General features: G+C 65.7%; 14 protein-coding genes. 5 read left to right on the top strand and 9 right to left on the bottom strand.

Going from position 1 to position 14,470, the window contains the following annotated elements:
* Positions 1 to 37: 37 nt before the first annotated feature.
* A complete protein-coding gene (locus tag NDN01_RS22885; protein ID WP_272624403.1) occupies positions 38 to 673 on the top strand; it encodes a hypothetical protein in 636 nt (211 codons plus the stop codon).
* A gap of 79 nt (positions 674 to 752) precedes the next feature.
* On the opposite strand, the gene NDN01_RS22880 is transcribed toward NDN01_RS22885, so the two are convergent.
* The 5 genes from NDN01_RS22880 to xseA form a co-directional block, all read right to left on the bottom strand.
* Complete coding sequence (locus NDN01_RS22880) at positions 753 to 1,730, bottom strand: 2OG-Fe(II) oxygenase (protein ID WP_272624401.1); 978 nt, start codon at positions 1,728 to 1,730, stop codon at positions 753 to 755.
* Positions 1,731 to 1,811: 81 nt separating this feature from the next.
* Positions 1,812 to 5,072 carry a TonB-dependent receptor domain-containing protein gene (locus NDN01_RS22875; RefSeq protein ID WP_336298322.1) on the bottom strand — a complete coding sequence of 1,087 codons (3,261 nt, stop codon included), beginning with the start codon at positions 5,070 to 5,072 and terminating at the stop codon, positions 1,812 to 1,814.
* Between the two features lie 264 nt (positions 5,073 to 5,336).
* Positions 5,337 to 6,257 carry a M23 family metallopeptidase gene (locus NDN01_RS22870; RefSeq protein WP_272624400.1) on the bottom strand — a complete coding sequence of 307 codons (921 nt, stop codon included), beginning with the start codon at positions 6,255 to 6,257 and terminating at the stop codon, positions 5,337 to 5,339.
* Positions 6,254 to 6,454, bottom strand: a complete 201-nt coding sequence (locus tag NDN01_RS22865) for a DUF2093 domain-containing protein (protein ID WP_272624398.1) — start codon at positions 6,452 to 6,454, stop codon at positions 6,254 to 6,256. Before NDN01_RS22865 ends, NDN01_RS22870 begins: the two co-directional genes overlap by 4 nt.
* Before the next feature lie 11 nt (positions 6,455 to 6,465).
* Complete coding sequence (gene xseA / locus NDN01_RS22860; protein ID WP_443025162.1) at positions 6,466 to 7,857, bottom strand: exodeoxyribonuclease VII large subunit; 1,392 nt, start codon at positions 7,855 to 7,857, stop codon at positions 6,466 to 6,468.
* On the opposite strand from xseA, the gene purD reads away from it, so the two are divergent.
* Together purD and NDN01_RS22850 are read left to right on the top strand one after the other, a co-directional pair.
* Positions 7,856 to 9,118, top strand: coding sequence for a phosphoribosylamine--glycine ligase (purD, locus tag NDN01_RS22855; RefSeq protein ID WP_272624397.1), 1,263 nt, complete (start codon positions 7,856 to 7,858; stop codon positions 9,116 to 9,118). The genes xseA and purD overlap by 2 nt on opposite strands.
* A gap of 175 nt (positions 9,119 to 9,293) precedes the next feature.
* The gene (locus NDN01_RS22850) at positions 9,294 to 9,854 is read left to right on the top strand and encodes a hypothetical protein (protein WP_272624396.1); all 561 of its coding nucleotides are present in this window, start codon (positions 9,294 to 9,296) and stop codon (positions 9,852 to 9,854) included.
* Between the two features lie 42 nt (positions 9,855 to 9,896).
* Here the strand turns inward: NDN01_RS22850 and NDN01_RS22845 are convergent, their stop codons facing one another.
* Positions 9,897 to 11,210: a hemolysin family protein gene (locus tag NDN01_RS22845; RefSeq protein ID WP_272624394.1), complete on the bottom strand. Its 1,314-nt coding sequence runs from the start codon at positions 11,208 to 11,210 to the stop codon at positions 9,897 to 9,899.
* Between the two features lie 148 nt (positions 11,211 to 11,358).
* Between NDN01_RS22845 and NDN01_RS22840 the strand changes: the two genes are divergently transcribed.
* Positions 11,359 to 12,036, top strand: coding sequence for an OmpA family protein (locus NDN01_RS22840; protein WP_272624391.1), 678 nt, complete (start codon positions 11,359 to 11,361; stop codon positions 12,034 to 12,036).
* A gap of 34 nt (positions 12,037 to 12,070) precedes the next feature.
* Here NDN01_RS22840 and NDN01_RS22835 read toward each other — a convergent pair whose 3' ends face one another.
* Both NDN01_RS22835 and NDN01_RS22830 read right to left on the bottom strand, forming a co-directional pair.
* The gene (locus tag NDN01_RS22835) at positions 12,071 to 12,499 is read right to left on the bottom strand and encodes a nucleoside deaminase (protein ID WP_272624390.1); all 429 of its coding nucleotides are present in this window, start codon (positions 12,497 to 12,499) and stop codon (positions 12,071 to 12,073) included.
* 88 nt (positions 12,500 to 12,587) lie between these two features.
* Positions 12,588 to 12,869 (bottom strand): hypothetical protein, encoded by a 282-nt coding sequence (locus tag NDN01_RS22830; protein ID WP_272624388.1) that lies wholly within the window; start codon positions 12,867 to 12,869, stop codon positions 12,588 to 12,590.
* A 170-nt stretch (positions 12,870 to 13,039) separates the two neighbouring features.
* Here NDN01_RS22830 and rpmB point away from each other — a divergent pair, with 170 nt between their 5' ends.
* Positions 13,040 to 13,339, top strand: coding sequence for a 50S ribosomal protein L28 (rpmB, locus tag NDN01_RS22825; protein WP_272624386.1), 300 nt, complete (start codon positions 13,040 to 13,042; stop codon positions 13,337 to 13,339).
* Between the two features lie 75 nt (positions 13,340 to 13,414).
* Here the strand turns inward: rpmB and NDN01_RS22820 are convergent, their stop codons facing one another.
* Positions 13,415 to 14,398 carry an esterase-like activity of phytase family protein gene (locus tag NDN01_RS22820; protein ID WP_272624384.1) on the bottom strand — a complete coding sequence of 328 codons (984 nt, stop codon included), beginning with the start codon at positions 14,396 to 14,398 and terminating at the stop codon, positions 13,415 to 13,417.
* Between the last annotated feature and the right edge of the window lie 72 nt (positions 14,399 to 14,470).

Raw genomic sequence — 14,470 nt, 5'->3', positions numbered from 1 at the left:
TTGATGTCGTGGAGAGGCCCGGAGCCCACTCCCGACGATGTATTCGTCAGTGCCTGTGGGGACTTGCGCTGTAAACGGCTTGTGCGGCAGTTGTGAAAATTGCCTTTTACTGTTGCGCCGTTGCAACAATGATGAAATTGTAACCATTATGAAAAGCATCAAGTTCGCAACCGCTTTCCTGGCCGCTTTATTGGCGGCGTATCCTGCCATCGCGCGGGATGAGCCAGCGCCTGCGCGCGCACCGGTATTTCAGCATCTGATCGATTGTCGTGCGATAACCGATACCGCCGCCCGTCTCGCATGTTACGATCGCGAAGTGGCAGCTCTCGCCGACGCGGAAGCTGCGAAGAACGTCGTAATCATCGACAAGGAACAGATACGTGGCGCGAAACGCTCCTTGTTCGGCCTGACATTACCGAGCTTCAAGCTATTTGCCGGCAACGACAATGAAGATGTTGGGCAGATCGAATCCAGAATCACTTCCGCACGCGACGGAACCGACGGATGGATCGTCGGGTTGGCTGACGGATCGATGTGGCGACAGATCGACACCAAACCGTTCATTCGCGAACCGAAGCCTGGGCTGGACGTTGTCGTGCGGCGTGCGAGCCTGGGCAGCTTCATGATGCGCGTGGGAGGAGCCCCAGGCGTTCGGGTGAAGCGCGTCATGTGAAGATGGGCAGCGGAGGAACACCCCGCCCGCCCGTAAAGGCTCCGCCCCGGATCGACGTATCGCGCCAATCTGACTTGCGTCAGGCTTCCGGGCCATCCCAGGGTGAGAAAGCGCGGGCCCGTATCCAGCGGGTTGCCAGCCATTTGGTGCCGCGAACCACCGGTTCGCCGCTGTGGCGCTTCGAGGGATCGGGCGACCCGTTCGAGTCGACGTTCCTGAACACGATCGCGTCCCCGGCCCGGGGCCTGATGTCCAGCCGGTACGCCGGAAACGTCGTCCGCCCGCCTTCGAACCCCTCGTTGAGATAGACGAGGACCGTCGCGACGCGCTGGTTCCGGGTGTTGGGCAGGATATCCGAGTGCAGCCTGAACTGCTGCCCGGGGCGATAGCGCAGGACCGCCAGGGATTCGCCCTGGCCGGCCTCGGTACCGCTCGCCGCGGCGATGCGCCTGTTCAGCGCCTGCACCACCAGATCCTCGCGCGTCGGGCCGATCACTGCATCCTCCGCTGTCCTGACGGGGTGAGCGATCCAGCGGCCGGTGCGTGAATCGATCACGCGGGCTGGTTCAAGCAGATCGGCCGCGACAGTCGCGACATGGGCACATTCCTCCGGCGTGAACAGCCTCGGAAAACGCATGATGCCGGAACCGGCACCGAGCATTTCAGGTTCGGGCAAGACCAGGGGATGGCCTTTCGCATCGATTTTCATCGCGTCGAGCAGCCTCAACTGCCCCCCCGCTACCGGATCGGCCAGGGCAGCGGCGCGCAGAAGCTCCAGCGCGGCAGCCCAGTCTGGCACGCACCCACTACCATTGGCGGTCAGCGCGACCTCCATCAGCGCCGCATCGACATGGCCGATCGAAACGGCCCGGCGCAGCAACGCACGCGCCTTGACGAGGTCCCGCGGGACCGGGTTCCCCACCAGATGCCACACGGCGAGCTGCATCAGGGCATCGACGTCGCCCGCATCGGCGGCCCGGGTCAGCAATGCGATACCGTCAGTGATCGCCCCTGATGCGACCAGTTTGTTGGCGAGGGCCACGGGGGTTTCCGACATCGTTCCTTCCTACCGGAATTGAACACCAAAAAAAAAGGGCCGGAGGATAATTCCTCCGGCCCTTCAATGTCCTGCGATCGATCAGAACTTGGCGGTTGCGCCCATGTAGAAGAAGCGACCACGGTTGTCGTAGATACCCGAGCCGGCACCGACACCGGTGAGGCCGTACGGTGGGTTGACGTCACCGATATTGGTGACGCCGCCGTAGAAGTTGAACTTCTCGGTCACGTCATAGCTCGCGCGGATGTCGTTGTAGGTGACAGCCGGATACTTCTTGATCGGTGCATAATCCGGGTTCTGCGGCGGCTGGCCATTGACCGCGTTATAGTCTTCCCACGTGTTGAGGTACATTCCGTCCAGCCAGCGCAGCGTGTGCCCGATGGTGAACTTGCCGAACTTCAGATCAGTGCTGATGTTGAAGGCATCCGAAGGATAGTTCAGCTCGTCAGTCAGAACGTTCTTGAAGGTCGGCCGCGACGGATCGGTGAACTCGTCACGCTGGATGACATGAGTCCACACGCCCTTCACGTTCGCCTTCACGAAACCGAAGTCGCGGTTGAAAGCGACCTGGGTGTCGATACCACGTGCCTTCAGCTTGGCGTAGTTCTGCGGGCTGTCGATGAAGGTGCCGTCGAGGATGCGGTACGGCGTACCCGAAACGGTGCCGGCCGCGTCGTCACGCTTGAACAGCGCGCAGAACTGATTGGACAGCGACGGCGCATCGTAGCACGCGTTCAGCGCATTCTGCACCGTCGGCGAGGTGATCACGTCGCTGACGGTGATGTCGTAATAATCGACCGACACCATCAGGCCGCGCGCGAAGCTCGGCTGATAGACGCCGCCGAGAGTCCAGGACGTGGACTTTTCAGCTTTCAGGTTCGGGTTGCCGCCGCTGCGAATTTCCAGCGACTGGCTGAAGACATAGTCATAGCTCGTTGGAATGCCTGCAGCCGCGCAGTTGGCGGCGCGGGTCGAAGAGCCCGTGCCGATGTTGCGTGCGGAGCAGGGATCGTTCGGCGCGGGCGTGAAGTTCTGCCCGGGAACCGAATAGAGATCGCCCAGGTACGGCGAGCGTACCGACTTGGAATAGGAGCCACGCAGCAGAAGGTCGCTGATCGGCCGCCACGTCACGTCGCCGCTATAGGCGAACACAGTGCCCACGCTCCCCTTATAGTCAGCCACACGAGCCGAACCGTTGACCGTCAGTTCCTTCAGCAGGAAAACGTCCTTGACCAGCGGGATCGAGACCTCGCCGAAAGCTTCCTTCACTTCGAAGGCAGGGGCCCTGAAGGACGGGATCGCGTTGTAGAAGGCGTAGCCAGCCTGGGTCATCGGATCCAGATCGTAGCGCAGCGTCTCCCGGCGATATTCACCACCAACCGAGAAGCCGACCGGGCCGCCAGGCAGCTGGAACAACTGCCCCAGATTACCCGACACGAAGCCGCTTGCGACGAACTGGGTCGCCTTGCCGCTCGCGGTGGTCGGCATGAGCAGATAGGCCTTGGCCGCATCGCTCACGCTGCCCTGGCCGAACGGATTCAGCGGAACGCAAGCCGCGACATCCTTGGCAAGTTGCGCAGCATTACCAGCGACATCCTCACCAGCATAGACAGGGTTGACCTGCGAACGGCAGACGATCTGGCCGGCGGCATTCTTGGTCGTGTCAATCGCCAGCAGGAACCGCTGCGTGTTGACGTTGCCGGTGATGATGTTGTTCTCTTTGTGCTCGCCGTAGTTCGCCGAGATTTCGTAGTTCCAGTCGGTGTTGAAATCACCCCGGATACCGGCAACCACGCGGAAGGTATCACGCTTGATCTGCTCGTCACGCGTGCCGAGGTCCACCCAGTTGCGACGGAGCGAGAACCGGAAGGTGCCGGCCTGGACCTGCGCCAGGGCCGCGGCCTTATTGACGGGAGCCGCAGCAATCTGCGCCGGCGTTGCATTGGCCGGCAGGTACAGCGCGCCGGTGTTGGGGTTCACGCCCGAATTGATCGCCGCAGTCAGCTGCTGCGTGATGGTGGCCCGCGCCGCGTCCGACAGATACGGGTTGTCGAGGCGAATGCCCTCGCGGTTCACGAACTGGGTGTTGCCCCCGCTATTCGCATAGGAACGATCGACGAGACCCGTTCCTCCAAGGAAATCTCCCAGCGTCTGCCCCTGCGAGAAGAACGGGCCGCTCTGCGAGCCGAACGCTTCCGTCCGCACATATTTCGCTTCGAAGAAGGGCACGAACGCCGGAGAAATCTCGAAATGCCCCACGGCGTTGAAGACATAGCGCTTCAGATCCGGCGAGAGCACCACGAGCTTGTCTTCACGACCGGTCATGCCGTTGCCGTTCACGAAGTTGCCGTTCGGGCCAAGGCCAACGCGCAACCCGGTCTGATTGACGAGGCTACCATTGGGCTGGAAAAGGAAACTGCAGGTGAACGAATTGCCGAGCGCGTCATTACCGCATGGTGCGCCAGCGTTGCCATAACGGAAACCGAGCTGGCCGCCGAGCGAGATCGTCGAGCTGCGGATATCGCGATAGAAGGCCCGGTCGATGACGTCGTCTGACGACGCACCAATGTCAGTGTCGACGACCACGAAATTGTCGTTCTGGCGCAGGTTCGGGCGACCCGAGGCGTAGTAATCCTGCTGATGCGCGAATTCGGCGTTGATCGCGATGTTCCCGCGACCTTCAGCGAAATTCTTGCCCGCGACCAGCGAGATATACTGGTTGCCGGCATCGCCATATTTGCTGACGCCAGTTTGGGCGTGGAGCTGCAACCCGTCGTAATTGTCCTTGATGATGAAGTTCACCACGCCGGCGATCGCGTCGGAGCCGTAGATTGACGAGTTGCCGCCGGTCACGATGTCGATCCGGTCGATCAGGTCGGTCGGCAGCGTGTTGATATCAACCGCGTTGCCATTGTTGATGATGTCGGCAGTCACCTGACGACGGCCGTTGATCAGCACCAGCGTGCGCGAGCGGCCAAGGCCGCGCAGATCACGGAAGTTGAGACCGCGCGTGCCCAGGCCGGAGGTCGAGTTCTGCGACCCGAGCGAGGTGCGGAGCTGCGGCATCTGGTTCAGCACGTCGCCGACGGAGATGCGGCCGGTCTGGAAGATCTGCTCCCCGGTGACGGTCGTGATCGGAACCGGAGAATCGGCGTTGGGCTGGCGGATGCGCGACCCGGTGACGACGATGGTTTCGGGCTCTTCCTCAGCCGTAGTCGTGGTCGTGTCGGTATGCGGCGCGGTCGCCTGCGCGAAGGCGGGCGACGCCACGAGCGCGAGCGACATCGGCGCGACCGTGGCGAGAAGGCGCAGTTTCTGCGCGATTAAAGTGTTGTGAATCACGTAATTTTCCCTCGCTTGGCCCCTCCGTTCGCGTTTCGCGATCCGGTAGGGCGGTTGCCAAGCCCCCATCGACCGCACGCAATACGGCCCCAAGAGACATGCCGTCGTGATGGGACACGGGGTTGGCGACTGTAAAGGTGCCATTCATATTCGCTGCGCTGCTTTCGCTCGATCTGTATCCGAAAAGACACATAATCGACGCGTTTCGGCAGCAAATGGCCGGTATCCCGTGATACCGTGCTGCAACTGCGAAGGTCTGGAGCGCTATTGCGCGACCGGCATCGGCCCCGCGACGAGCAGCGGATCGATGCGGGATTCGCGCCACTTCATCCCCCAGTGGAGATGCGGCCCGGAGGCCCGGCCGGTCATCCCGATCAGCCCGACCGGCTGCCCCCGTTTCACCCGTTCGCCGAGGCGGACAGTGATCTTCGACAGATGGAGGAATGCGGTGTTCAGCCCCATGCCGTGATCGATCATCAGCAGATTCCCCTCAAGCGTGAAGGGATGATCGGCGGCGAGGATGACCACGCCGTCAGCCGGCGCCAGCACGACGGTGCCGGTCGGGCGGGCGATGTCGAGCCCCGAATGATAGCTGCCGGCCTCGCCGTTCCGATAGATTCGCTGCGACCCGAACAGGGTTGAGATCCGCCCGAGCACCGGCCACATGAACGGCCCGCGCCAGCCGTCCGCGTCAGTCACGATCCGGCGCGCGGCGTTGATCTGGGCGAGTTCGGCCGGGCGCAGCTTCTCGAATTCAGGCTGGGGCACCGGATATTTTGGCACCGTGTCGAGCGTCGAGATATCCCAGGCGCGCGGCGCGACCGTCAGCGTGTCGCGCACCTCGCGCCCGTCGCCAAGCGTCGCGACCAGCGTCGCGGTCGGCCTGGCATCGCGATCGAACGCAATCAGGAAACGGCCGTCTGGCGCGACGGGGATCGCGGTGCCGTCGAAGGAGAGCATGCTCGTGCCGGCGGGCGCGATGCCGATCACCAGGCCGCCCTGGATCATGCTGCCCGAGTAGCTGAAGCTCGCCCGCACGGGGACACGCTGCGACGGGACGGTCGGCGCCACGCGAGGAGTGGCCTGGACTGGCCGGATCGTCGGCCGCGATACCGACGGGGTAGTGCAACTTCCGGCGATGATCAGCGCGGTGCCCCCCACCATCCAGCGCCGAAATCGCGTCATTGCGGCGCCATGGCCTGCATCGCGAGTTGCGGGGATGCGTAGGGCTCCTGCCGCGCGACGCTCCAGTAGCGGAGATCCTCCAGCGCGATCCGCTCGCCCGACAGGGCGCAGACGACATGGTCGCCCGTCGCGAGCACACGGAATCCGTTCGCCATGAAATGGAGGCGTGCGGGGCGATCGCTGTTCGACATCAACATCGTATTTCTGCTCACAAGAGGCTCGGCTGTTCCGGACCGGGCTTGTCATATGCCTTGCCGCCCGTGCGCTCAACCCGCGCGTCGACAGGCCCGTCCCGGAAGTGGAGCGTGACGGCGCCGGCGGTGCGCGCCGCCGCGCTGGTCGTGACCACCGCGCCCGAAGGGCGCGCCGACACCCGGACATAACCCCGTTCGAGCAGCCGGTCCGGGTTGAGCGATTCAGCCAGCCGCCAGGTCCGGTCGAGCCTGATCCGCGCATCGTCCAGTCGCCGCTCAAGCACTGACAGCCGGAGTGCCCCGGCCGAGCGGTCGAGTACGCCCCGCGCCAGGGTCACGCGCCGTTCCAGCCCGCGATCCAGCCGCGCGCCGAGATCGTCGGCGCGCTGGCGTTGCGGCCCGAGCAGCGCATCGCGCTTCGGGATCACCCGGACCAGCGCATCCAGCCGCTCACGGCCGCGCTCGTGATAGCGCCGCACGCACCGTTCGGTCCGCTGCCCCATCGCGGCCAGGGTCAGGCGGAGGTCGGCGAGCACCGGCACCGCCATCTCGGCCGCGGCGGTCGGGGTCGGCGCGCGGAGGTCGGCGGCGAAATCGGCGAGCGTCGTATCGGTCTCATGCCCGACCGCCGAGATGATCGGGATCGAGCAGGCAGCGATGGCGCGCACCACGACCTCCTCGTTGAATGCCCAGAGATCCTCGATCGAGCCGCCGCCCCGCGCGACGATGACGAGGTCGGGCCTCGGCACCGGCCCGCCGGGCTGGATCGAGTCGAACCCGCGCAGCGCCGCGGCGACCTCGGCCGCGGCACCGTCGCCCTGCACCTTCACCGGCCAGACCAGGACACGCGTCGGGCAGCGGTCCTCGAGCCGGTGGAGGATGTCGCGGATCACCGCGCCGGTCGGCGAGGTGACCACCCCGATCACCCCCGGCAGATAGGGCAGCACCTTCTTGCGGGCATTGTCGAACAGCCCCTCGGCGGCGAGCCCGGCCTTGAGCTTCTCGAGCAGCGCCATCAGCGCGCCTTCGCCCGCCAGTTCCATCCGCTCGATCACGATCTGGTATTTCGACCGGCCGGGATAGGTGGTGACCTTGCCGGTCGCGATCACCTCGATCCCGTCCTGCGGCTGGAAGGGGATCAACGCGACCTGCCCCTTCCAGATCACCCCGTCGATCACCGCGCTATCGTCCTTCAGGCTGAGATAGGCATGGCCCGAGGCGACGCGCTTGTAGCCCGAAATCTCGCCGCGCAGCCGGACATGGCCGAACTCACCCTCGACGACACGCTTCAGCTTGAGTGCCAGTTCGCCCACGCCGAGCGGCGCGGCGTTGTCGCCCGGCATCTGCTCGGCTACGAGCCGCCCGGTCTTGTCGTCTTGAATAGCGTCGTAAAAGGGGTCGGTCATGAATGTCCTGCTGATCGGCTCGGGTGGCCGTGAACATGCGCTCGCGTGGCGACTGGCGCAATCGCAGCGCCTCGGCAAGCTCTATGCGGCTCCCGGGAATCCGGGGATCGCGCAGCATGCCGAACTGGCCGAGCTCGACCCGGCCGACCACCGCGCGGTGATCTATTTCTGCCATCGCCATTCGATCGGACTGGTGGTGATCGGACCCGAAGCACCGCTGGTCGACGGCCTCGGCGACAATATCCGTGCGATGGGCATTCCGGTCTTCGGGCCGAACAAGGCGGCGGCGCAGCTCGAAGGCTCGAAGGGTTTCACCAAGGATCTGTGCCGGCGCGCCAGCATCCCGACCGCTGGCTATGCGCGCGTCACGTCGCGCGACGGCGGCCTCGCCGCGCTCGCCGATTTCGGCCTGCCCGTGGTGGTGAAGGCCGACGGCCTCGCCGCCGGCAAGGGCGTGACGGTCGCCACGACACAGGAGGAAGCTGAGGCTGCCGTCACCGATCTGTTCGCCGTCGCGGGCGCCGAGGCGGTGATCGAGGAATTCCTCGACGGCGAGGAAGCAAGCCTGTTCGTGCTGACTGACGGCGAGGCGATCCTCACCTTCGGCTCCGCCCAGGACCACAAGCGCGTCGGCGAGGGCGATACCGGCCCCAATACCGGCGGCATGGGTGCCTATAGCCCGGCCCCGGTGCTGACGCCCGAACTGGAGCGACAGGCGATCGACGAGATCGTGCTGCCCACGGTCGCGGCGATGAAAGCGGCCGGCATGCCCTTTTCGGGCGTGCTCTTCGCCGGACTGATGCTCACCGCCGACGGTCCCAAGCTGATCGAATATAATGCCCGGTTCGGCGATCCCGAATGCCAGGTGCTGATGACCCGGCTGGAGGACGACCTGCTCGACCTGATGCTCGACACCGCCGAGGGACGGCTGGCCGGGCGCGCGCCGCTCCGCTTCTCGCCCGATACCGCGCTGACCGTGGTGATGGCGGCGAAGGGCTATCCCGGCACGCCCGAGACCGGCGGCGCCATTGCAGGGATCGACGCTGCAGAGGCACTCGGCGCCCGCGTCTTCCAGGCTGGCACACGCTTCGATCACGGCCGGCTGGTTGCGTCGGGCGGCCGCGTCCTGGCGGTCACCGCGATCGGTTCCGATATCGCAACAGCCCAGGCCGACGCCTATCAGGCGATCGATTTGATCGACTTCCCCACCGGCTTTTGCCGAAAGGACATTGGGTGGCGCGAGATCGCCCGAACCCGCTGATTCCCTGATTTTACACGACAGCCCGCCGGGTGGACTGTCGGCAAGGCCGAATCGCAACGCACTTGCACTGGTATCCGCCAGCCTGGCGGGCAGCGACTGACGGCGCGGCCGATGATCCGGTGGCGTTGCGGGCCTCTCCTGCGATAGAAGGGGCCGACACCACTCGGAGCTGACCATGGAAACGACCGCCCCCCTGATCCTGATCGCGCTGGTCGCCATCGTCGTGGTCGTCGGCATCCTCTGGGGGATGAGGCTCAAGCGCCAGCGCGACACGACGGAGCGAACCGTCTCCTCGAATCGTGCCGCCGCTGAACCAGCCTTGCCTGAATCAGCTCCCGAATCGATCATCGCGCCTCTTGCCCCCCCTGTCGCGCCGAGCCCCCCGCCGCTCGCCGACGAACCGATCGTGGCGGCGGCACCGCTCGACGCAAGCCCGGCCTCGATCGCCGCCGACGTGTCTGATGCTCCATCCGCGCCGGAGCCAGCCGCTGCCGCACGGACCGACCTGACTCAGCTCAAGGGCCTCGGCCCCAAGCTGGTCGCCGCGCTGGCGGAACTGGGCATCACCCGGATCGACCAGATCGCGGCGCTGAGCCCCGACCAGGCCGCCGATCTCGATGCGCGGCTGGGCAATTTCCGCGGGCGGCTCGCCCGGGACCGCTGGATCGAGCAGGCCCGCCTGCTCGCCGCCGGCGATCGTGCCGCCTATGAGGCTGAATTCGGCAAGCTCGGTTAAGTCCGGGTCGCGACGACCGTCTCTTCCGTCCCGGCCTTCTTCCTAGCGCTTCTTCCGCGCCTCGCTCACCAGCAGCTTGTCGATCCTCCGCCCGTCGAGATCGACCACCTCGAACTTCCAGCCCTGTTCGATGAAGCTCTCGCCTTCGCCGGGCAGATGGCGGAATACGGCCAGCGCAAGGCCGGCGACGGTCGCATAGTCGCGGTCTTCGGGCAGATCGATACCGAGCCGTTCGGCCAGCGCGTCGGCCGCCATCTGGCCGGCGACCAGCAGCGATCCGTCGTCGCGCTCGACCACCGAGGGCGCGTCGTCCGGATCGGTATCCGACGCGAATTCGCCGGCGATCGCCGCGAGCAGGTCGGCGGGCGTCACGATGCCTTCGAAATGCCCATATTCGTCATGGATCAGCGCCATCGGCACCTCGGCCTGGCGCAGCGCGTCGAGCGCGTCCATCGCATCGATCTGGTCGAGCACGACCGGCGCCTGGCGCATCAGCACGCGCAGGTCGAGCGGCTCACCCTTGAACAGGGCCACCGCGATGTCGCGCGCCTGGACGACGCCGATCACCGCGTCGACCGATCCGTCGGCGACCGGCATGCGGCTGTGCGACGCGGCCATCAGGGCGGCGCGAATCCCGGCGTCGTCAAGCGTCGCGTCGATCCATTCGACATCGGTGCGCGGCGTCATCACCTCCCGCACCGGCCGGTCGGCCAGGCGGACCACGCCCGAGATGATCGAGCGCTCATGCTCCTCGATCACGCCTGACTTGGAGGCTTCGGCGACGATCAGGTGGAGCTCCTCCGCCGTCACATGATCCTCGGTCTCACGGGTCAGCCCCATCAGGCGGAACAGCGCGCCGCTCGACGAATCGAGCAGCCAGACGACCGGCGCCGTCGCCCAGGCGAGGGTGCTGAGCGGCCCCGCCATGAGCGCGGCGATCGGCTCCGGCGCACGCAGCGCGATCTGCTTGGGCACCAGTTCGCCCACGACCAGCGAGGCATAGGTGGTGATCGCGATAACGATGCCGAAGCCAATCGTCTGCGCGGCGTCCCCCGACAGACCGAGAAAGCCAAGCCGCGCGGCGACGGGGCCGCCCAGGCTCGCGCCCGAATAGGCACCGGCCAGGATGCCGATCAGCGTGATGCCGATCTGGGTGGTCGACAGGAACTTGCCTGGGTCTGACGCCAGCGCCAGCGCGGTACGGGCGCCGCGCTTCTTCGCCCGGGCCATCGCCTCGAGCCGCGGCTTGCGCGACGAGACGATCGCGAGCTCCGCCATCGCGAAAACACCGTTCAGCACGATCAGCGCGAGGATGATCGCGACGTCGATCCAGGGGAAGGGGGGAAGCGGTGCCATGGCGCGCCTCCAGTCTTTGGCCGGTTTCTCGCGCCGGCACAACCGCCCGAAGACGCGAAGTTCGAATCGATGGCGGAACAAGCCGAGGGCAAAATGTGTTTGACCCCGGTCGGAGGTCGCCATTGCGCGTCCAAGGGGAGAAAAGAATATGAAGGCTTCGAATCGGGTCCTCGCCGTTGCCGCTCTCGCAGCGCTGGTGACGACGAGCGCCTGCACCACTGATCCGGTCACCGGCGAGCGCCGCCTTTCCAAGACAGCGATCGGCGGCATCGGCGGCGCGCTGGGCGGCTATCTGATCGGCGACATCGTCGGCGGCCGCAACGACCGGACCGCGAAGATCCTTGGCGCCGGGATCGGCGGAATCGCCGGTGCTGGCATCGGCGCGTATATGGACAAGCAGGAGCATGACCTGCGCGCACGCACCGCGGGGACCGACGTGCAGGTCATCCGCCAGGGCGACGACCTGATCCTCAACATCCCGTCGGGAATCAACTTCGCCCATAACAGCGCGATGGTGGCGCCCCAGTTCCGGCGGACGCTCGACCAGGTCGGCCAGGTGCTCGGCCAGTATGACCGCACCTATGTCGATATCTACGGCCATACCGATTCGACCGGCAGCGAATCCTATAACCAGGACCTGTCCGAACGCCGCGCTGAATCGGTGGCCGACTATCTCACGACACGCGGGGTGCGGTCGGCGCGAATCGGCATTCGCGGCTTCGGCGAAATGCAGCCGATCGCCTCGAACGAGACCGAGCAGGGCCGTGCCGCGAATCGCCGGGTCGAGATCAAGGTCGTGCCGATCCCCGAAAGCGACCTGCGCTGACCGGAAAGCCCTCTCCCGTCGGGGAGGGGCCGGTTCAGCGCCGCGCCGCGAAGAAATCCCTGAGCAGCGCGGCTGATTCGCCCTCGCCGATCCCCGGATATATGTCGGGGCGGTGATGCACGGTCGGCTGGGCGAAGAGCCGCGGACCGTGTTCGACCGCCCCGCCCTTCGGGTCGCTGGCGCCGTAATAGAGCCGCGCGATCCGGGCATGGGCGATAGCGCCGGCGCACATCGCGCAGGGCTCGAGCGTCACCCACAGGTCGCAGTCGGACAGCCGGTCGCCGCCGATCGCTTCGGCGGCGGCGCGAATCGCCAGCATCTCGGCATGGGCGGTCGGATCGTGCAGGGCGCGCGGCGCGTTCGCCGCTATCGCCAGGATCCTGCCGTCGAGCACCACGGCGGCACCGACGGGCACTTCGCCCGCGGCGGCTGCCTTGGCGGCGGCGTCGAGCGCCGCGCGCATCGGGGCAGGAATAGGGAACATTCCCCCTCTTGCCCCAGCATCGCCGCCCGGACCAGCCCGGGCGACGGCGCAGGGCTATGCCCTGAGATTATTGAGCGCTGTTGGCCGCGACGTCGCCGGGCTTGTTCATCTTTACCGTCGGCACGGTGATGGTCTTCTCCGTGGTGGTGACGGTAGGCACTTCGATCGTCTTGTTGGTGGTGCCGACGCTCACCGTGGCGAGATTCGCGTCGACCGACGGCGCGGCGCCGCCATTGACGCTGACGGTCGGCAATGAGCCGGGGGTTGTCTTGAGCGTCAACAGGCCGAGCGAGAGCAGGATGGCAACCACGACGGCGGCGATTCCGACCAGGGCTAGCAGTGCGCGCATGGGCATTCTCCAATCGAGGTAATCGAATCGTTAGCGTAATAACGCCGCGTCACCGCACTAGGTTGCATGGGGAAAGGCTGAATCGGTTGACGCCCTGTCCCGTTACGGCTATCCGCGCCGCCTTTACGGGACCAGCCAGCACGGTCTGGCCGAAACTCAGGATACGACACATGTCGCGCATTTGCGAGCTGACCGGCAAGGGCCGGCTGGTGGGAAACAACGTCTCCCACGCCAACAACAAGACCAAGCGTACCTTTCTGCCGAATCTGCAGAACGTCACGCTGATGTCGGAAGCCCTGGGCACCAGCGTCAAGCTGCGCGTCTCCACGCACGGCCTGCGTTCGGTCGAGCATGTCGGCGGCCTGGACAACTGGCTGGTGAAGACCTCGGACGACAAGCTGTCGCTCCGCGCACGCCGCCTGAAGCGCGACGTCCGCAAGAAGCTCGGCACCGTCGCGGTGGCCGCCTAACCTTTTCGATTACAATCGAAAAATGCCGGCCTGCTTTCCTACGGGGAAGCGGGCGCGTCGCGCTTGCGCCTTCGCTCAGCGCGATTCGGGTTCAAGCCTGAACTTGAGCAGCAGGCTGCGCTGCAGGAACAGCTGATTGTCGTCCGACACGATCCAGACGATCGTCGCCTTGCCCTCGCGCGTCACCACCAATCCTTCGAAATTGTCGTGGATCAGCGGGCTCGCCAGCGTCGCGATCTCCCGCCCGCGGACCACCGCGCCCGGCCGAATCGCCGCTTGATCGATCACCGTCAGCTTTGTCGAAAAAGTGAACGGCAACGCGAATCGCCGGTTGAGGATCAGCAGCCTGCCATCGGCCAGCACGGCCATGTCGCTCGGATCATAATGATCCGGCGGCACATAGCTGAAGCGGAACCCCGTATCGGGTCGCAAGGTGGGATCGCCCGAAAAACGAATCGCCGCCCTGCCCTTGTGCCCCGGCCAGGGTTGCCGTTCCCCGATCACGATGAAGCCGCCATCGGGCAGGCGCGCCATCGCTTCCGCCCCGGTATTCGCTGGCCAGCCGGCCATGACCCGCGGCGCGGCATTCGCCTCGCTTCGTCGAAGGTCCCGCGAAAAGCGCCAGATTTCGTTCGCCCGCTCGAAGCCGACCCAGACCTGGCCGGTCTCCGGATCCACCGTCATCGATTCGCTGTCGCGGTCCTGCTTCGACCAGCCAGTGCCCGGCCCGGCCGGCAGTTCGGCGAAGCTGCGCTCGCTCAGCCGCCCACGCGAATCCATCCGGAAGCGCACGATGCTGCCCCCGTCGCTCAACAGGGTGAAACGGTCGCCCGTGACGGCCATCGCGGAGAATCCACCAAAGGCCGGATCAGGGCTGGTGAGCTCCACGCCACCGAGCCAGGTCAGTTGCCCGACCCGTTTCAGGCCGGGATTGGCGTTGTCCAGCCCGACCCGCCTCGCCTCGAACCGGGGGACTGGCCCGAGCAGCGGCAGCCTCTTCTCCCCCATCCATGGCGGTATCAGGAAAAGCAGCAGCAGGACTGATTGGAGGATGCGCATCCCCATCGCCCTGATCGACATGCACCGCTCGCGCAACCGGCATCCGCTTCATGAACATTGCCTAACGACTCC

Origin of the sequence: Sphingomonas sp. QA11 (assembly GCF_028473665.1) — a bacterium.
In the GTDB taxonomy this organism is placed as follows: domain Bacteria; phylum Pseudomonadota; class Alphaproteobacteria; order Sphingomonadales; family Sphingomonadaceae; genus Sphingomonas; species Sphingomonas phytovorans.
Note: the sequence above shows the minus strand (reverse complement) of the source record. Positions and strands in the feature narration are given on the sequence as shown.